Origin of the sequence: Streptomyces sp. AHA2, assembly GCF_036857595.1 — a bacterium.
Classification (GTDB): Bacteria; Actinomycetota; Actinomycetes; order Streptomycetales; family Streptomycetaceae; genus Streptomyces.
Map to the genome: position 1 here is coordinate 1 of NZ_JAUQWJ010000013.1, position 18,122 is coordinate 18,122.

Annotated in this window: 17 protein-coding genes; 7 read left to right on the top strand and 10 right to left on the bottom strand. The window is 71.9% G+C overall.

Features of this window, described 5'->3' with window-relative positions; genetic code table 11:
* Window positions 1–72: 72 nt before the first annotated feature.
* The 3 genes from Q5694_RS24225 to Q5694_RS24235 form a co-directional block, all read right to left on the bottom strand.
* Window positions 73–870 carry a DUF6227 family protein gene (locus tag Q5694_RS24225; RefSeq protein WP_333935399.1) on the bottom strand — a complete coding sequence of 266 codons (798 nt, stop codon included), beginning with the start codon at window positions 868–870 and terminating at the stop codon, window positions 73–75.
* A gap of 179 nt (window positions 871–1,049) precedes the next feature.
* Window positions 1,050–2,267, bottom strand: coding sequence for a L,D-transpeptidase (locus Q5694_RS24230; protein ID WP_333935400.1), 1,218 nt, complete (start codon window positions 2,265–2,267; stop codon window positions 1,050–1,052).
* Window positions 2,268–2,466: 199 nt separating this feature from the next.
* Entirely contained in the window at window positions 2,467–3,495 is a 1,029-nt protein-coding gene (locus Q5694_RS24235) for a P1 family peptidase (RefSeq protein ID WP_333935401.1), read from the bottom strand.
* Window positions 3,496–3,696: 201 nt separating this feature from the next.
* On the opposite strand from Q5694_RS24235, the gene Q5694_RS24240 reads away from it, so the two are divergent.
* Window positions 3,697–3,882: a hypothetical protein gene (locus Q5694_RS24240; RefSeq protein ID WP_333935402.1), complete on the top strand. Its 186-nt coding sequence runs from the start codon at window positions 3,697–3,699 to the stop codon at window positions 3,880–3,882.
* 25 nt (window positions 3,883–3,907) lie between these two features.
* Here Q5694_RS24240 and mscL read toward each other — a convergent pair whose 3' ends face one another.
* From mscL to Q5694_RS24270, 6 genes are all read right to left on the bottom strand, one after another.
* Window positions 3,908–4,366 carry a large conductance mechanosensitive channel protein MscL gene (gene mscL, locus Q5694_RS24245; RefSeq protein ID WP_333935403.1) on the bottom strand — a complete coding sequence of 153 codons (459 nt, stop codon included), beginning with the start codon at window positions 4,364–4,366 and terminating at the stop codon, window positions 3,908–3,910.
* Between the two features lie 147 nt (window positions 4,367–4,513).
* Window positions 4,514–5,032 (bottom strand): RcpC/CpaB family pilus assembly protein, encoded by a 519-nt coding sequence (locus tag Q5694_RS24250; protein WP_333935404.1) that lies wholly within the window; start codon window positions 5,030–5,032, stop codon window positions 4,514–4,516.
* A 578-nt stretch (window positions 5,033–5,610) separates the two neighbouring features.
* Window positions 5,611–6,474 (bottom strand): S-methyl-5'-thioadenosine phosphorylase, encoded by an 864-nt coding sequence (locus Q5694_RS24255; RefSeq protein ID WP_333935405.1) that lies wholly within the window; start codon window positions 6,472–6,474, stop codon window positions 5,611–5,613.
* Window positions 6,475–6,563: 89 nt separating this feature from the next.
* The gene (locus Q5694_RS24260) at window positions 6,564–6,881 is read right to left on the bottom strand and encodes an FmdB family zinc ribbon protein (protein ID WP_333935406.1); all 318 of its coding nucleotides are present in this window, start codon (window positions 6,879–6,881) and stop codon (window positions 6,564–6,566) included.
* 67 nt (window positions 6,882–6,948) lie between these two features.
* On the bottom strand, window positions 6,949–8,241 hold the full coding sequence (locus tag Q5694_RS24265; protein ID WP_333935407.1) for an MFS transporter: 1,293 nt from the start codon (window positions 8,239–8,241) through the stop codon (window positions 6,949–6,951).
* Between the two features lie 264 nt (window positions 8,242–8,505).
* A complete protein-coding gene (locus Q5694_RS24270) occupies window positions 8,506–10,035 on the bottom strand; it encodes a potassium/proton antiporter (protein WP_333935408.1) in 1,530 nt (509 codons plus the stop codon).
* A gap of 238 nt (window positions 10,036–10,273) precedes the next feature.
* Between Q5694_RS24270 and Q5694_RS24275 the strand changes: the two genes are divergently transcribed.
* Window positions 10,274–13,120 carry a penicillin acylase family protein gene (locus Q5694_RS24275; RefSeq protein WP_333935409.1) on the top strand — a complete coding sequence of 949 codons (2,847 nt, stop codon included), beginning with the start codon at window positions 10,274–10,276 and terminating at the stop codon, window positions 13,118–13,120.
* Between the two features lie 135 nt (window positions 13,121–13,255).
* On the opposite strand, the gene Q5694_RS24280 is transcribed toward Q5694_RS24275, so the two are convergent.
* Entirely contained in the window at window positions 13,256–13,879 is a 624-nt protein-coding gene (locus Q5694_RS24280) for a 5-formyltetrahydrofolate cyclo-ligase (protein ID WP_333935410.1), read from the bottom strand.
* A gap of 93 nt (window positions 13,880–13,972) precedes the next feature.
* On the opposite strand from Q5694_RS24280, the gene galU reads away from it, so the two are divergent.
* The 5 genes from galU to Q5694_RS24305 all read left to right on the top strand — a co-directional run bounded on the left by galU (window position 13,973) and on the right by Q5694_RS24305 (window position 17,988).
* A complete protein-coding gene (galU, locus tag Q5694_RS24285; protein ID WP_333935411.1) occupies window positions 13,973–14,875 on the top strand; it encodes a UTP--glucose-1-phosphate uridylyltransferase GalU in 903 nt (300 codons plus the stop codon).
* A gap of 4 nt (window positions 14,876–14,879) precedes the next feature.
* Window positions 14,880–16,220, top strand: a complete 1,341-nt coding sequence (glp, locus tag Q5694_RS24290) for a molybdotransferase-like divisome protein Glp (RefSeq protein ID WP_333935413.1) — start codon at window positions 14,880–14,882, stop codon at window positions 16,218–16,220.
* A gap of 81 nt (window positions 16,221–16,301) precedes the next feature.
* Window positions 16,302–16,811, top strand: coding sequence for a cyclic pyranopterin monophosphate synthase MoaC (gene moaC / locus Q5694_RS24295; RefSeq protein WP_333935414.1), 510 nt, complete (start codon window positions 16,302–16,304; stop codon window positions 16,809–16,811).
* Window positions 16,808–17,344 (top strand): MogA/MoaB family molybdenum cofactor biosynthesis protein, encoded by a 537-nt coding sequence (locus Q5694_RS24300; protein WP_333935415.1) that lies wholly within the window; start codon window positions 16,808–16,810, stop codon window positions 17,342–17,344. Before moaC ends, Q5694_RS24300 begins: the two co-directional genes overlap by 4 nt.
* Window positions 17,345–17,367: 23 nt before the next feature.
* Window positions 17,368–17,988: a GNAT family N-acetyltransferase gene (locus tag Q5694_RS24305; RefSeq protein WP_333935585.1), complete on the top strand. Its 621-nt coding sequence runs from the start codon at window positions 17,368–17,370 to the stop codon at window positions 17,986–17,988.
* Window positions 17,989–18,122: the final 134 nt, after the last annotated feature.

Here is an 18,122-nt window from a genome sequence, read left to right on the forward strand (position 1 = left end):
CCATCGCTGCCACACCGCACTCGGCGGCCAGCCACCGATCAGCCGTGTGAACAACCCTGCGGGTCAATACACCTAGGAGAACCGGCCCGAGTCGGAAGGGCGGTCCGTCAGTGCCCGGTCCGGCCGGGGGAACTCGTCCGCGCGGCGCTCCATCGCGTCGCGTGCCGCCTCCTCGCTGCCGTACACCTCGCACATGTGCCGCCCGTCCGGCGTCGCCGTGTGCTCGACCTCCCAGAGGGAGACCTCCTCGCCGTCGCGCAGCAGGAACGCGTGCTCGTACAGAGTGAAGGTCACAGCCGCCCGGCCCGAGCGGCTGGGGCGGCCGAAGGCCTGGGTGATCTGGTGACCGGACGCCGTGGCCAGCAGGGCCGCCACGTCCGCGCCCGGCCGGTCCGGGTTCTCCGCCCGGCGCAGTAAACGGCGCGCGTGGTCCGCCGAACCGTCCCCGGCATACGCGTGCCGCGGAGCGGCGATCGCCGACAGCTGGACGGTCACCGGCAGTTCGAAGTCCGGGGTGTCCGGCGGCAGCGGCAGCCGCGCCGTCGCGGCGCGCAGCTCCTCCTCGTCGGCGTACACCTCGTGCTGCGGCTCGCCGCCCGGCGCGGTGTTGTGCACGAGCTCCCACAGGGTGAGCGCCGAACCGTCCGCCAGCAGCCAGGTGTGCCGGTACGTCTCGCGGTGCAGGCCCTCGCTGTGGTGCGCCGAGTGCAGCGAACCGTCGTGGGCCAGCGCGCAGTCGAGCAGCCTTATCGTCTCGTCCGGCAACTCGAAGGAGTTCAGGGCGCGGCCGAGGAGCCGCGCGAGGTGCTCCTCCGGAGACTCGGGCGAGTCATGGCCTTCGTACGCTGCCGTCTCGTACGGAACGCTCAAGGTTTCTCCCGGCGTTGCTGCATGTCACCTTGTGGGTGCATACCGTAGCCCCTCGGTCGGACATCATGTCCGGGAACCGAGAAAACGTACGTCCGGGAAAACGCCCGGGCCGCGCGAAAAGTTCCCGCGCGGCCCGGCCGATGCGTCAAGAACCCCAGTCGGGGCGGTCGTTCACCCGGTCAGGAGGCACTGCCCGCGACCCACTGACTCCACGGCATGTTCCAGCCGTTGAGCCCGTTGTCCGGTGCCACCGTCTTGTCGGGGGAGTTCTTCACGATCACCACGTCCCCGATCAGGGAGTTGTCGTAGAACCACTTGGCGGGGGTGTCGCCCCCGGCGCCCCGGACGTCGGCGAGTCCCACGCAGCCGTGGCTGGTGCCCTGGCGCCCGAACGGCGGATTGCCCTTGTTGTACCAGTAGTTGCCGTGGAGGAACGTTCCCGACGTCGTCAGACGCATAGCGTGCGGCACGTCCGGGATGTCGTACTCGCCGCCCAGCCCGACCGTCCGGCTGTTCATCCGGGTCTGGGTGAACTTCTCGGAGATCACCATCTGCCCGTTGTACGTGGTGTGCTGCGCGTCGCCGGTCGAGATCGGGACGGACTTGAGCGTCTTGCCGTCCCGGACGACGGTCATGGTCTGCGTGTCGGCGTCGACCGTGGAGACCTGCGAGCGGCCGACGGTGAAGGTGACCGTCTTCTTCTGCACCCCGTAGACGCCGTCGGCCCCTTCGACCCCGTCCAGGTCGATGCTCATCGTGACCTTGGAACCGGCCTTCCAGTACTCCTCGGGCCGGAAGTCGAGCCGCTGGCCGTTGAACCAGTGCCCCACCACCTTCTGCCCGCTGCTGGAGGTGACCGAGATGTGCGACTGCACGGCCTTGCGGTCCGTGATCGCCTTGTCGAACGTGAACGACACCGGCATGCCCACACCCACCGTGGTGCCGTTGTCCGGCGTGTACGTCCCGATGAAGCTGTTCGAGGTCGACACCGTCGTGAAGATGGAGTTGGCCGCGGCCGTCCTGCCGTCGGCGTCCTTGGCGGTCGCCGATATCCGGTACTTCGTCCCGCGCTCCAGCTGCTCCTTCGGCTTCCAGACCTTGCCGTCGGCGGAGACCGAACCCGCGACGGCCTCACCGCTGTCCGCGACCGTCATCTTCACTTCGGTCAGCCTGCCGCCGCTGACCTTCACACCGGTCTTGTTGATGGACGCGCCGGTCGCACCGTCCTTGGCCGATATGGCGATCTTCGCCACGGACGTCTTCGCGCCGTTCCCGCCGCCCTTCTCGTCGTTCTCGGCAGTGGCGCTGCCCCCGCAGGCGGTGAGCGTGAGGGCGCCGACCATCAGGGCGGCACAGGCCCCCACAGTGCGCCGCGCTGAAATGTTCGGCGTTGTCACGGGCTGCTCCCAGTTCGTGTGATGTGCGTGATCCGCTCCGGTACGCCAGGGAAGAGGGCCCGGGCCTCCGGCCGGGTTCCGCCCGTGCGCGGTGAAGGCCATCACGTGACAGAACCGCGACAAAGTCGCGCCGGCCCGGTGCACCGGCCCCGCCCCGCGCCCCGTTCGGCTCCGCCCCGCCCCGTTCGGCGATCTCCGCTCAGCGGCCTCCGTACAACTCCCCGTACGACGGCCAGGCCCCGCCCGGCCCGTCCACCGGCTCGGCGGCCCGCACCGCCCGCACGATCGCCCGGGTCACCACGTCCGCGCCGGCCGCGAGGATCTCGTTCAGGGCCAGCGGGTCCGCCGCGTCCAGGGCACACTCTCCGGTCGCCAGCGCGAACACCGTGTCCCCGTCGTTGAGCAGGTGCACCGGCCGTACCGCCCGGGCGATCCCGTCGTGCGCGGTGCCCGCCAGCTTCTGCGCCTGCGCCTTGGTCAGGTCCGCATCCGTGGCCACCACCGCGAGCGTCGTGTTGAGCGGGGGAGGAGCACTGCGCGCCGCCGCCTCGGCCAGCCGTCGCGTCGCCGCCGCGTGCACCTGCGCGTCCGGGTAGACCACAGGCCCCTGGAACAACTCCCCGTAGAGCACCCCCGTTTCCGGATCCACCGTCGATCCCGCCGCGTTCGCCACCACCAGCGCCGCCACCGTGACGCCCGAGCCGAGCACCGTGCTCGCACTGCCGACGCCGCCCTTCAGCGCCCCCGTCACCGCACCCGTACCGGCACCCACGCACCCCTGCGCCACGGGAGCACCGGCCTCGCCGGCCGCCGCCGCCTCGACGGCGGCCCGGCCCGTCGCCGCGTCCGGGCGGGCCCGGAAGTCGCCGCCCCGGCCCAGATCGAAGACGCAGGCGGCGGGCACCACCGGCACGACGTGTGCCGGATCCACCCCGACGCGCACCCCGCGCTCCCGTTCCTCCAGCCAGGCCATCACCCCCGACGCCGCGTCCAGCCCGTAGGCGCTGCCCCCGGTCAGCACGATCGCCTCGACCTTCCGCACCACGTTGCGAGGGTCCAGCGCGTCGGTCTCCTTGGTGCCGGGACCACCGCCCCGTACGTCCACGGCGGCCACCGCCCCGCCCTCCGGAGCGAGCACGACCGTGGTGCCCGTGAGCCAACCGTCACCGGCACGCGTCGCGTGCCCCACCCGCAGACCGGCGACATCCGTCAGAGCGTCAACTGTCATGACCGACAGTCTCGTCCAGACACCGCCCGGCACGCCGGTAGCCGGGTGTTGCCGCCGGCCCGGGCAGCGGGGGGCGGGGTGGGTGGAGGGCGAGGACGCGGGTCATGCCGCCGGGGGTGCCACTCCGTTGCTCCGGACGGCCCGACGCACGGCCAGGACCTGAAGGCGCGGGGATCTTCTCCGCGACCGTACCCTGGACGCATGAGTAGTGCCCCCGAGTCAGAGCGCGAGCCGCGCGAGCCGAAGCCCGCGCTGGTCTTCGACGACCCGCTCGACCAGCAGTCCTCCGACGACACCGACCGCGGCTGGGGCGACCGCACCGACTCCGGCGGCGCTGCCGCCGACCTCCGCCGCTTCCTGGACGAGAAGCCGCCCCACCACCTGTGAAGCAGCCGGGCCGCCGGGCGGCCCGCTACTGCCGGTCGGGTCCGGAGCCGCGCTGGGCGACCAGCGCGTCGCGGATCTCCTTCAGCACCTCCAGCTCGGTCACCTCGATGACCTCCTGCGTGCTCTCCTTCGCCTTGCGGCGGGCCTCCTGCCGGGCCAGGAACTTGGCCATCGGCAGGACCATGAGGAAGTAGACGACCGCCGCGGTGATCACGAAGCTGAGCGTGGCGCCCAGGACCGAGCCCCACAGGATGCGGATGCCCTGCTCGCCCTCGCACGACGAGCTGAGGCACGAGCTGTAGTGGTCGAGGTTCTTGGTTCCGATGGCCCCGACGACCGGGTTGATGATCCCCTTCACCACCGCGTTGACGATGTTGGTGAACGCGGCACCGATCACGACCGCCACCGCCAGATCGACGACGTTCCCGCGCATCAGGAAGGCCTTGAAGCCCTGCCAGACGCTCGGTTCCTTCTTCTCGCTCACCTCGGGGCCTCTCCTCGTACGCGCAGCCTGTGGAGCAAAACGCTCCGCAACCTACGTCAACACCCGGCCGAACAGCGCACGCGGGTCCCTCTGACGAGGGAGGTGACGCGGGGCTCGACGAAGCCGTGCACGAAACCTCCGCATACGTCACCACAACGTCACCGCCAACCGTCCGGCGGCGCTCGCTCCGGCCAGCCGGGCGGCGGTGTCCCGCGGCACCGAGAGCACGACCAGGGCCCCGGCGTCCGGGGAGTCCTCCAGGGGCTCGGGGACCTCCGTCACCCTGACCCCGCGGGCGACCACCCGGGCCTCACCGCCCCCGGCCGTCTCCTCGGCGGCGATGACGTCCACCCGGTCGCCGGGCCGCAGCAGCCGTACGGTGGCCGCGTCGGCGATGCGGACGGGCGCCGTCACCCGCGCCGCGGAGGGACGCGCCGGTGCGGCGTGCCCTCCGGACAGCGACGCCGTGTGCGCGGGAGGGCGGGCCCGGGGATGTCCACGGGCGCCGTCGGCGTCGGGCGCACCCGTCATGGCGAACACGGTCGCGGTGAGCACGAGCCCGGCCGCGAGGATCCGCCGCCGCTGCCGCCCGAGCCGGCCCGAGCGGCACCGGCCGCCGCGCACCCGCACGGGATCGAACCGCGGCACCTCACGAGTGGCCGGCACCTGTGCTTCCGGCGGTCCCGCGGCAGCGGCCCAGGAAGGCGCCGTGGGAGGCCGCGAGAGCCGACCGGAGGGCCGAGGGGGAACGCCACCGGACAGCGACGAAGGGGCAGGGACGTGTGACGAGGGTGCGGGGACGTGCGACGAAGGTGCGAGGACATGCGGAGGGACGGGCGGAGGCACGGGCGGCGAGACGGGCGGAGGGACGGGCGGAGGCACGGGCGGCGAGACGGGCGGAGGGACGGACGGCGGGTGAGCGAGGGACACGGATACCACCACCTGCGACGAGGGACCGGCTTGCGCTCCCCACGATGCGGCTCCGTCCCGCAACCCGCTCACGCCTGTGGACGCACCACGGAGCTGTGGACAACCCCCTCACCGGAACGGCACCTTCCGCCCTGACCGGTGACTCCCCGCCCCGCCCCCGCAGCCGGCCCCGCCCGCCGCCGACGCCGACCACGGCACCACGAGCACGGCACCACGAGCACGGCAGCACGCTTACGGCACCGACTACGGGCACCACGACCACGGCGCCACGACCACGGCGCCACGACCACGGCGCCACGACCACGGCGCCACGACTACGGCAGCACGATCCCCGGGTCCATCCCGCCCAGCGCCCCCACGCACAGGCAGTCCCGCTCACTGTTCCCCGGCAGCCCGGCCACCGCGTCGAACAGCACCCCGCGCAGCCGGTCCACGTTCGCCGAGAACACCCGCAGCACCTCGTCGTGCGAGACGCCCTCCCCGGCCTCCGCGCCGGCGTCGAGGTCGGTCACCAGCGTCAGGGACGTGTAGCAGAGCTCCAGCTCGCGGGCGAGCGCCGCCTCGGGGTGGCCGGTCATGCCCACCACCGACCAGCCCTGCGCCTGGTGCCACAGCGACTCGGCGCGGGTGGAGAAGCGCGGTCCCTCGACCACGACCAGCGTGCCGCCGTCCACCGGCTCCCAGTCCCGGCCGCGCGCCGCCTTCAGCGCGACGGTCCGCCCGGCCGGGCAGTAGGGGTCGGCCAGCGACACGTGGACCACGTTCGGCACCGAGCCGTCGGGCAGCGGCAGCCCGTCGAAGTAGGAGTTGGCGCGGGCCTTGGTGCGGTCGACCAACTGGTCCGGTACCAGCAGCGTGCCCGGACCGTACTCGGGGCGCAGCCCGCCCACCGCGCACGGGGCGAGGACCTGGCGCACGCCGACCGACCGCAGGGCCCAGAGATTGGCGCGGTAGTTGATGCGGTGCGGCGGCAGGTGGTGGCCCCGGCCGTGCCGGGGCAGGAAGGCGACCCGGCGGCCGGCGACCTCGCCGAGGAACAGGGAGTCGCTGGGGGCCCCGTACGGGGTGTCGACGTGGACCTCGGTCACGTCGTCGAGGAAGGAGTAGAACCCGGAGCCGCCGATGACCCCGATGTCCGCGGAGCCCGCCGCACCCGTCACGTTCGCCTTGTTCGCCATGCCCGCACCCTAACCGCACGCGGAAACGCCGAGGACCCCGTCGGCCGATGGCGACGGGGTCCCGTGAGAAGTCCTGTGGGACTCAGGCCCTACGCGGCGGTGGTGCTGCTGCTGCTGGACGAGCTGCTCGTGCTCGACGACGAGCCCGAGCCCGAGCCGGACGAGCCGGAGTCCGAGGACGACGAGGAGCTCGACGACTTCGTCGCGGCCGGGGAGCTGCTCGACGAGGAGCCGCGGCTGTCGTTGCGGTAGAAGCCGGAGCCCTTGAAGACAATGCCGACCGCCGAGAACACCTTCTTCAGGCGGCCCGTGCAGTTGGGGCACTCGGTCAGGGCGTCATCGGTGAACTTCTGCACCGCCTCGAGGCCCTCGCCGCACTCGGTGCACTGGTACTGGTAGGTGGGCACTGTCTTCCTCCTGGCACTCTCACTCGATGAGTGCTAACGACGCTCCATAGTGACGTATTCCGGCCGCTCAGTCCACTGCCACCGGCACGCGGTGACCCACGCCACGTGCCACGGTCCGTCCGGAGCCCCGCGCGGACAGCCGGGAACGCAGGGACAGGAGGGTCAGCAGGGCCAGGACCGTGCCGCCCATCGGCACCAGGAAACCGGCGCCGTCCCACAGGCGGTCCTCCAGCTGTCCGGCGACCGTGACGGCGGCGGCCTGGCCCAGTGCCACCGCGCCGGTCAGCCAGGTGAAGGCCTCCGTGCGGGCACCCGCCGGGACGAGGCTCTCGACCAGGGTGTAGCCGGTGATCAGGGCGGGCGCGATGCACACGCCGACCAGCAGGCCCAGGCCGGCGAGGACCGGCACCGAGTGGGCGGCCCACAGGCCCGACGCGGCCAGCGCGAGCGCGGTGTAGCCGACGACCAGGCGCCGCTGCGGAGCCACCTTCCAGGCGATCGCGCCGCAGACCAGGCCGGAGAGCATGTTGCCCGCGGCGAAGACGCCGTAGAGGACGCCGTTCAGCCCCGGCTCGCCGATCGACTCGGTGAACGCGGCCAGCGAGACCTGCATGCCGCCGAAGACGGTGCCGATGCCCAGGAAGGTCACGATCAGCACGCGCACGCCGGGCACGCGCAGGGCCGAGACGTGCTCCACGCGCGCGTGGCCGCGGCCGGAGACCGTCGGCTGGGTGCTCTTCTGCGCGGCGAACAGCAGACCGCCGACCAGGGTCAGGGAGGCTTCCGTGACCAGTCCCGCGGCCGGGTCGACGGTGGTGCACAGCGCGGTGGCCAGCAGGGGACCGAGGACGAAGGTCAGCTCGTCCGTGACCGACTCGAAGGCGGCCGCGGTGGGCATCAGCGGGGAGTCGCCGAGCTTGACGCCCCAGCGGGCCCGCACCATGGGACCGACCTGCGGGACGGAGGCGCCGGTCGGCACGGCGGCCGCGAAGACCGCCCACAGGGGCGCGTCCGTCAGGGCGAGCGCGGTCAGCGTCAGCCCGGAAGCGGCGTGCAGCAGGACCCCGGGGACCAGCACCGCGCGCTGCCCGTAGCGGTCGGCGAGACGGCCGCTGTAGGGGGCGAACAGGGCCATGGAGACCCCGGTGGCGGCCGCGACGGCACCCGCCGCCCCGTAGGAGCCGGTGGTGTGCTGCACCAGCAGCACGATGGAGATGGTGAGCATCGCGAACGGCTGGCGTGCCGCGAAACCGGGGAGCAGGAACGTCCAGGCGCCGCGGGTGCGCAGCAGCCGGCCGTATCCCGGGCGGGTGGATGCCGTCGAGTTCGTCGACTTCTCCGAGGTGACCGTGGACTCCACGGCCCGTGCCTTTCTGCCGCCTGGTAGCGCCGGCCCCGTCGTGGGCCACGCCGAGAGCTGTCCTCTTGCGCGGAACTGCGGTAGATGCCGGGGCCCGGTGAGGAGGGGTGTCCCGACCGCCATACGGTCGCGCCAGCTCTGCGTCAGGCAGAGTTGGTTCGATCTGGGTACGCCTTCATCTTACAGGGATCAAAGCGGTGGCGCCTGTGAAAGTGAGCACCGTCGGCCCATCGGCCCGGTGATGCCAAACCGGGCAAAGCGCCCTCAGGTCGTCGGCCTGTCCGTCCCCAGCCACCCGGCCAGCTTGCCGCCGTGCCCCACGGCCCGCAGCCGGCTCTCGGCCGCGTCCCGGACGGGGTCCGTGGCGACCACCAGGAGCTCGTCGCCGCGCTGCAAGATCGTCGTCGGCAGCGGGACGAACGACTCGCCCCCGCGCACCACGAGCGTCACGGCGGCCCCGTGCGGCAGCCGCAGCTCGGCCACCTCCACACCGTGCATCTTCGACTCCCGGGGGATCGCCACGGACAGCAGGTGCCCGCGCAGCCGCTCCAGCGGGGCCGACTCGATGCCGAGGTCCGCGGCCTCCGCGTCCTCGCCCAGGCGCAGCTTGCGGCCCAGCCAGGGCAGCGTCGGACCCTGGACGAGGGTGTAGACGACGACCAGGACGAAGACGATGTTGAAGATCCGGCCGCTGCCCTCGACGCCCTTCACCATCGGGATGGTCGCCAGGATGATGGGCACCGCCCCGCGCAGGCCCGCCCAGGACATCAGCGCCGACTCCCGCCAGGGCACCCGGAACGGCAGCAGGCAGGCGAACACCCCCAGCGGTCGGGCCACCACGGTCAGGACCAGCCCGATGATCAGCGCGGGCACGATGTCGTCGCCCAGTTCGTGGGGGGTCACCAGCAGGCCGAGCATGACGAACATGCCGATCTGCGCCAGCCAGCCCAGGCCGTCGGCGAAGCCGCGTGTGGCCGGCCAGTGCGGCAGCCGCGCGTTGCCCATCACCATCGCGGCCAGGTAGACCGCGAGGAAGCCGCTGCCGTGGGCCAGTGCGCCCGCCGCGTAGGCGACCACGGCGATGGCCATGACGGCGATCGGGTAGAGGCCGGACGCGGGCAGCGCCACGTGCCTGAGCCCCCAGGAACCCAGCCAGCCCACCGCGAGTCCGATGGCCGCGCCGATCGCCAGCTCCAGCAGGATCTCCGCCAGCAGCACGTACCAGTGCTCGACCGGTCCGGCGGTGGACAGGGACACCACGAGGATGACCACGGGAGCGTCGTTGAAGCCGGACTCCGCCTCCAGCGTGCCCTTCACGCGCGCGGGGAGGGGGATCTTGCGCAGGACGGAGAACACGGCGGCCGCGTCGGTCGAGGAGACCACCGCCCCGATGATCAGTGCCTGCCGCCACTCCAGCCCGACCAGGTAGTGCGCGGCCGACGCCGTCACCCCGACGCTCACCGCGACACCGGCCAGCGCCAGCGCCGTGGCGGCCGGCATCACCGGCTCGATCTCCTTCCACTTCGTGCCCAGACCACCCTCGGCCAGGATCACGACCAGGGCCGCGTACCCGATGACCTGGGTCAGCTCGGCGTTGTTGAAGTGGATGTCGCCCACGCCGTCCTGGCCCATGGCGACACCGATCCCCAGGTACACGAGCAGGCTGGGGAGCCCGCTGCGCGAGGAGATCCGTACCGCTGCGACGGCGACGAGCAGGACGAGCGAGCAGACGAGCAGGAGCTGGTTGAGGTGGTGGACAGTCAGCGGCCGAATCCTTCCCTGGCCCGCACGCACGCGCGCGTGGGCTCACGTACATCGCACATGACGCAGTGACGCTTCGCGCCAACTACTTCGTTACCTTACCTAACTCTTGACGATTTCTTGACACTCGAGAGGGCAAGATCGAACGTCCGTCCGTGCCGGTTCCCGACTCCGCGTCAAGGGGCGCAAGGCCCTGCGCCTATCGTTGCTCCAGCGCTCAGTTAAAAGCACAGCCGAACCTGCCGCTCGCGTTAGGACAGCAAGGACAGCGATGCCCACCGACACCACCGCCTCCACGGGTCAGCAGCCCGGCAAGTCCGGCAGGAGAAAGGGGCGCAAGGCCCGTCTCCTCGTGCTCGTCCTGGTGCTGGCCCTCCTGGGGGGCGTCGCCTTCGGCGCGTACTGGACCATCAGCACGGTCCGGGCCTCCTTCCCGCAGACCAAGGGCACCCTCACGCTCAAGGGCCTGTCGGGACCGGTCGAGGTCAAACGGGACGGCTACGGCATCCCGCAGATCTACGCCTCCTCCGACGCCGACCTGTTCATGGCCCAGGGCTACGTCCAGGCGCAGGACCGGTTCTACGAGATGGACGTGCGCCGCCACATGGCCTCTGGCCGGCTCTCGGAGATGTTCGGCAAGAGCCAGGTCGACAACGACGAGTTCCTGCGCACCCTCGGCTGGGACCGGGTCGCCGAACGCGAGTACGAGACCAAGCTGTCGGCCGCCACGAAGAAGTACCTCCAGGCCTACGCCGAGGGGGTCAACGCCTACCTCCAGGGCAAGGAGGGCGAGGACATCTCCCTGGAGTACGCGGCGCTGGGCCTCACCAACGACTACAAGCCGCAGAAGTGGACCCCGGTCGACTCGATCTCCTGGCTGAAGGCGATGGCCTGGGACCTGCGCGGCAACATGCAGGACGAGATCGACCGCGCCCTGCTGACCAGCCGTCTGGGCCCGAAGCAGATCGCCGACCTCTACCCGCGGTACCCGTACGGCAGGAACAAGGCGATCGTGCAGGAGGGCCAGTTCAGCGAGCTGACCGGCGCCTTCACCCAGGGCGGCTCGACCGGCACGTCCGGCACCGGCGGAACGGCCGGAACCTCCGGGACGCCCGGCGCGGGCGGCACCGGCGGCACCGGCGGCACCGGTTCGGGCACGGCGGGCACTTCGGGCACGGCGGGCACCTCCGCCGGGGCGTCCGGCCCGTCCGGCACCTCGGGCGTGGAGAGCCAGCTCACCGGTCTCACCCGGGTCCTGGACGACCTGCCCCCGGCCGTCGGTGTGAACGGTGACGGCATCGGCTCCAACTCCTGGGTCGTCGGCGGAAAGCACACCATCACCGGCAAGCCGCTGCTGGCCAACGACCCGCACCTGTCGCCCTCGCTGCCGTCCGTCTGGTACCAGATGGGCCTGCACTGCCGCAGCGTCTCCAGCACCTGCCAGTACGACGTCAGCGGCTACACCTTCGCCGGCATGCCCGGCGTGATCATCGGCCACAACCAGGACATCTCCTGGGGCATGACCAACTCCGGCGTCGACGTCACCGACCTCTATCTCGAGAAGATCACCGGGGACGGCTACCAGTACGACGGCAAGATCAAGCCATTCACCACGCGCGAGGAGACCATCAGGGTCGCCGGCGGGACGTCCAAGAAGATCGTCGTCCGCGAGACCAACAACGGGCCCCTGCTGTCCGACCGCGACGAGGAACTCGTGACGGTCGGCCGCAAGGCCGCCGTCGACACCGCCGCGCCCGACCGGGGCGACGGCTACGGCGTCGCGCTGCGCTGGACCGCCCTGCAGCCGGGCCGGACCATGGACGCCGTCTTCGCCATGGGCAAGGCGAAGGACTGGTCCGACTTCCGCAAGGCCGCGGCCCTGTTCGAGGTCCCCTCGCAGAACCTCGTCTACGCCGACACCGAGGACAACATCGGCTACACCCTGCCCGGCAGGATCCCCACGCGCGCGGAGAACCACGACGGGTCCGTCCCCGCACCCGGCTGGGACCCCGACTACCGCTGGACCGGCTACATCCCGCAGGACGCGCTGCCCTACGAGTACAACCCGAAGCGCGGCTACATCGTCACCGCCAACCAGGCCGTGGTCGACGCGGACAAGTACCCCTACACGCTCACCACGGACTGGGGCTACGGCGCGCGCAGCCAGCGGATCACCGACCTGATCCAGTCGAAGATCAAGGACGGCGGCAAGATCTCCACCGACGACATGCGGCAGATGCAGCTGGACAACAGCAGCGAGATCGCCCGGTTGCTGGTGCCCACGCTGCTGAAGATCGACCCGGAGAACAAGGACGTCCGCCAGGCGCAGAAGCTCCTCGAGGGCTGGGACTACACCCAGGACGCCGACTCGGCCGCCGCCGCGTACTTCAACGCCGTCTGGCGCAACGTCCTCAAGCTCGCCTTCGGCAACAAGCTGCCCAAGGAGCTGCGTCCCAAGGGCCAGTGCCTGTGGGTCAAGCCGGTCAACACCACCGGTCCCGCCGACGAGGCCGGAGAGGTCCGCGAGTGCGGCCGGCGCGACCCCGACCGGGCCCAGCCCGACGGCGGCGACCGCTGGTACGAGGTGGTCCGCACGTTGATGACCCAGCCGGACAGCGACTGGTGGAGGACGCCCGAGGCGGGCACGCGCGACGGCGCCGTCAACCGCGACCAGCTGCTCCGGAGGGCCATGGTCGACGCCCGCTGGGAGCTGACCGCCAAGCTCGGCAAGGACATCGACTCCTGGAGCTGGGGCCGGCTGCACCGCCTGTTCCTGAAGAACCAGACCCTCGGCACGGCCGGTCCCGGCTTCGTCCGGTACGCCCTCAACCGCGGTCCCTGGGAGCTCAGCGGCGGCGAGGCCACGGTCAACGCCACCGGCTGGAACGCCGCCGGCGGCTACGGGGTGGTGTGGGTGCCGTCCATGCGGATGGTCGTGAACCTCGGCGACCTCGACAAGTCCCGCTGGATCAACCTCACCGGCGCCTCGGGGCACGCCTACAGCGCCCACTACGTCGACCAGACGGACAAGTGGGCCGACGGCGAACTGCTGCCGTGGTCCTTCTCGGACCGGGCGGTGGAGAACGGCACGACCGACAAGCTGGTGCTCAAGCCCTGAGCCCCTGACACCGGCAGCACGACGGCCCTCCACGTACGCGTGGAGGGCCGTTCGCCGTCACCGGGCACCACACGCGCGTGGAGGTGCGTCCCTTCGTTCCCCGCGGGTTGCGCGGTGTCCCCCGGCCCTGCGATGTCAGGACGGCCGGCCGAACCGCCGTACTCCCGACGGTGTCACCGCCGCGTGCACCGGACGGTCGTGCGGTTCCTCCGGGACGTGCGCCACGACCTCGGTGTCGTAGAGCAGCACCACCAGCGCCGGATGCGTGCCCGCGCGCTCCAGCCGTGCCAGCACCCGGTCGTAGGAGCCCCCGCCGCGCCCCAGCCGCATCCCCCGGGCGTCGACGGCGAGGCCGGGCAGCAGCACGGCGTCCGCCGCGGTCACCGCGTCCGGCCCGAGGCGTTCGCCCGCCGGCTCGTACAGGGCCATCCGGCCGCCGTGGCGGACGCGCGCCAGCGCGGCCTCGCCCTCGTACTCGCCCCAGTCGAGGTCGTTGTCCGGCAGCAGCACCGGCAGCAGCACGCGCACGCCCCGGGCGCGCAGAGCGTCCAGGAGCGCGAGCGTTCCCGGTTCACTCCCCACCGAGACGTACGCAGCGACCGTCCCGGCGTTGGCCAGCTCGGGCAGCTCCAGCGCCCGCCCCGCCAGCGCGGCCGACGTCTCCCGCAGGTCATCCGCCGTCAACCTGCTCCTCACCTCGAGGAATCCGCGCCGCAAACCGCGCTTGTCAGGCTCGCCCGGACGTGCGATGTGACTCAATGGTTGCTCCCGTACCCTGGCAATCAGCTCATATGAGTGCTTATGAATCGGAGCCGCAGATTCCATCCCAAGGCAGCGGCTAGGGTGTTCGGCATGACACAGTCCCACCCTCGGATCAGCAAGGCTGTCATCCCCGCGGCAGGCCTCGGCACCCGGTTCCTGCCGGCCACCAAGGCCACTCCCAAGGAGATGCTGCCGGTCGTCGACAAGCCGGCGATCCAGTACGTGGTCGAGGAGGCCGTCGCAGCGGGTCTCGACGACGTCCTCATGGTCACGGGCCGCAACAAGCGCCCCCTCGAGGACCACTTCGACCGCAACTACGAGCTGGAATCGGCCCTGCTGAAGAAGGGTGACGAGGACCGCCTCGCCAAGGTCCAGGAGTCCAGCGACCTCGCGACCATGCACTACGTCCGCCAGGGCGACCCCAAGGGCCTCGGCCACGCCGTCCTCTGCGCCGCCCCGCACGTCGGCGACGAGCCCTTCGCCGTCCTCCTCGGCGACGACCTGATCGACCCCCGCGACCCCCTGCTGCAGCGCATGGTCGAGGTCCAGGAACAGCGCGGCGGCAGCGTCGTCGCCCTCATGGAGGTCGCTCCGGAGCAGATCCACCTCTACGGCTGCGCGGCCGTGGAGACCACCGAGGACAGCGACGTCGTCAAGGTCGGCGGCCTGGTCGAGAAGCCCGACCCGGCCGACGCGCCCTCCAACTACGCGATCATCGGCCGCTACGTCCTCGACCCGCACATCTTCGACGTGCTGAACCGGACCGAGCCCGGCCGCGGCGGCGAGATCCAGCTGACCGACGCCCTCCAGCAGCTCGCGGAGGACGAGAAGATCGGCGGCCCGGTGCACGGCGTCGTCTTCAAGGGCCGCCGCTATGACACCGGCGACCGCGGTGACTACCTGCGTGCCATTGTCCGGCTGGCGTGCGAACGTGAAGACCTGGGCCCGGAGTTCCGGACCTGGCTTCGCAGTTACGTAGCCGAGGAGATGTAGCACGTTGAGCAGCGCCGCGCCCCGCGTCACCGGCCACGACCACGTCGGCCCCGGCCACCTGTGGTCGGTGGACGAGCACCTCGAGGACATCCTCGCCACCGTCCGGCCCCTGGAGCCCATCGAGCTGCACCTGCTCGACGCCCAGGGCTGCGTCCTCGTCGAGGACGTCACGGTGCCGGTGTCCCTGCCGCCCTTCGACAACAGCTCGATGGACGGCTACGCGGTGCGGGTCGCGGACGTGGCGGGCGCGAGCGAGCAGTTCCCGGCGGCCCTGGAGGTCGTCGGGGACGTGGCCGCGGGCCGGGCCGAGCCGCTCCACGTGGGGCCCGGCCAGGCCGCCCGCATCATGACCGGCGCCCCCCTGCCGCCCGGCGCCGAGACCGTCGTGCCTGTGGAGTGGACCGACGGCGGGCTCGGCGAGGGCCCGGTGCACGGCATGCGCGCCCGCAGCCTCGCCCCCGAGGGCGCCACCGGCACGGTGCACGTCCACCGTCCGGCCGGGCCCCGCGCGCACGTGCGCGAGAAGGGCAGCGACGTGAAGGCCGGCGACCGCGCCCTGGAAGCGGGCACGGTCCTCGGCCCGCCGCAGATCGCCCTGCTCGCCGCGATCGGCCGCGGCACCGTCCGCGTACGCCCCCGCCCGCGCGTGGTGGTGCTCTCCACCGGCAGCGAACTCGTCCAGCCCGACACCGAACTGCGCACGGGTCAGATCTACGACTCCAACAGCTTCGCCCTCACCGCGGCCGCCCGGGACGCCGGCGCCATCGCCTACCGCGTGGGCGCCGTCGCCGACGACGCCGAGACCCTGCGCTCCACCATCGAGGACCAGCTGGTCCGCGCCGACCTCGTGGTCACCACGGGCGGCGTCAGCGTCGGCGCCTACGACGTCGTCAAAGAGGCCCTGTCCCACGTCGGCGACGAGGACGAGCCCGGCAGCGGCGTGGAGTTCCGCAAGCTCGCCATGCAGCCCGGCAAGCCCCAGGGCTTCGGCTCCATCGGCCCCGACCACACCCCGCTGCTGGCCCTGCCCGGCAACCCGGTGTCGTCGTACGTGTCCTTCGAGCTGTTCGTCCGCCCGGCCATCCGCACGCTCATGGGCCTGGACGACGTGCACCGCCCCACGACGCGGGCGACGCTCGTCGCGGACAAGGCCCTGACCTCCCCCAAGGGCCGCCGCCAGTTCCTGCGCGCCACCTGCTCCCGCGGCCGGGTCACCCCCGTCGGCGGGGCCGGATCCCACCTGGTCGCCGCCCTCGCCCACGCGGACGCCCTCATCGTCGTCCCCGAGGACACCGAGTCCGTCGAGCCGGGCACCGACGTCGAGGTGGTCCTGCTCGGCCGATAGCCCCTGGTTGGGGGTACCGTGTCGCGCACAGCAGGCCCCGCGCCGCACCGCGACGGGCCCGGACCGGGAGCGCCACACAGCATGAGCACGCAGGACCCACCCACGCGGGACGGCCCCGCACAGGACCGGCTGACGCACATCGACGAGGCGGGCGCGGCCCGCATGGTCGACGTGTCGGACAAGGACGTCACCGCGCGCACCGCCCGTGCCAGCGGACGCGTCCTCGTCTCCCCCCGCGTGATCGAACTCCTGCGCGGGGAGGGCGTCCCCAAGGGCGACGCCCTCGCGACCGCGCGGATCGCCGGGATCATGGGCGCCAAGCGCACCCCCGACCTCATCCCGCTCTGCCACCCCTTGTCGGTGTCCGGTGTGAAACTGGACCTGTCGGTCGCGGACGACGCGGTGGAGATCCTGGCCACCGTCAGGACCACGGACCGCACGGGCGTGGAGATGGAGGCCCTCACCGCGGTCTCCGTCGCCGCGCTCACCGTGATCGACATGGTCAAGGCGGTCGACAAGGGAGCGGTGATCACGGACGTGCGGGTGGAGGAGAAGACGGGCGGCAAGTCGGGCGACTGGAGCCGGTCATGACACGCCAAGCGCCGGCCGGCCAGGCGGTGCCGACCCCCTACCGCGCCCTGGTCGTCACCGCCTCGAACCGGGCCGCCGCCGGTGTCTACGAGGACAGGGGCGGCCCGCTGATCGCCGACGGCCTCCGGCGCCTCGGCTTCGCCGTGGACGGCCCCGAGGTCGTCCCCGACGGCGACCCGGTCGAGGCGGCCCTGCGGGCCGGGGCCGAGGCCGGCTACGACGTGATCGTCACCACCGGCGGCACGGGCATCTCACCCACTGACCGCACCCCGGAGGCCACCCGCCGGGTGATCGACCACGAGGTGCCCGGCATCGCCGAGGCCATCCGGGCGTTCGGCCGCGAGAAGGTGCCGACCGCGGCCCTCTCCCGCGGTCTGGCCGGAGTGGCCGGACGGACACTGATCGTCAACCTGCCCGGATCCAGCGGCGGTGTGCAGGACGGCCTCGCCGTCCTGCAGCCGCTGCTCGTCCACGCCGCCGAGCAGCTGCGCGGCGGTGACCACCCGAGACCCGGCAGTGGGGGTGCGAGCTGAACCGCCCATCCTGGCCCGTCGAGCTGGTGGAGGGCGACCTCGTCCTCAGGCCCATAAAGCTGCGCGACCAGCGGGCGTGGCGCGAGGTCAACCGGCGCAACCGCGACTGGCTGCGCCCCTGGGAGGCGACGATCCCGCCGCCCACGCCGGGCGGGCCCCTGACGCACCGCCCGACCTTCCGCCAGATGGTGCGCCACCTGCGGTCGGAGGCGAACGCCGGCCGGATGCTGCCCTTCGTGATCGAGTACCAGGGGCGGCTGGTCGGCCAGCTGACGGTCGCCGGGATCACCTGGGGCTCGATGTGCTCGGGGCACATCGGCTACTGGGTGGACGAGGCGGTGGCCGGCCGCGGGGTGATGCCGACGGCGGTGGCCCTCGTGACGGATCACTGTTTCCGGTCCGTCGGACTGCACCGCATCGAGGTCTGCATTCGCCCGGAGAACGGGCCCAGCCGCCGGGTGGTGGAGAAACTCGGATTCCGCGAGGAGGGTCTGCGGCCGCGTTATCTGCACATCGACGGCGCCTGGCGCGACCATCTCGTCTTCGCGCTCACGGCCGAGGAAGTGCCGGACGGGCTGCTCAGGCGCTGGCACCGGGCTCGATCGCAGAGTAATCCGGGAATGCGCCGCCACCCCGGAAATTGAATGCTTGTTCGAAATTGATCGCCCGATGACCGCCTCGGGGCTAGGAATTCCCGGCCCGAGCGGTCTGCTGATCGCATCGATCACAAAAAAAGTTCGAAATATCAGCCAGATCGTGCGACACACCGGCTCAATTG

Bases quoted from the DNA above. Each gene is read 5' to 3' on its own strand.
- Q5694_RS24255 (WP_333935405.1), bottom strand. From the start codon at position 6,474: ATGGCGAACAAGGCGAACGTGACGGGTGCGGCGGGCTCCGCGGACATC.
- Q5694_RS24275 (WP_333935409.1), top strand. From the start codon at position 10,274: ATGCCCACCGACACCACCGCCTCCACGGGTCAGCAGCCCGGCAAGTCC.
- Q5694_RS24235 (WP_333935401.1), bottom strand. From the start codon at position 3,495: ATGACAGTTGACGCTCTGACGGATGTCGCCGGTCTGCGGGTGGGGCAC.
- Q5694_RS24240 (WP_333935402.1), top strand. From the start codon at position 3,697: ATGAGTAGTGCCCCCGAGTCAGAGCGCGAGCCGCGCGAGCCGAAGCCC.
- galU (WP_333935411.1), top strand. From the start codon at position 13,973: ATGACACAGTCCCACCCTCGGATCAGCAAGGCTGTCATCCCCGCGGCA.
- moaC (WP_333935414.1), top strand. From the start codon at position 16,302: ATGAGCACGCAGGACCCACCCACGCGGGACGGCCCCGCACAGGACCGG.
- Q5694_RS24300 (WP_333935415.1), top strand. From the start codon at position 16,808: ATGACACGCCAAGCGCCGGCCGGCCAGGCGGTGCCGACCCCCTACCGC.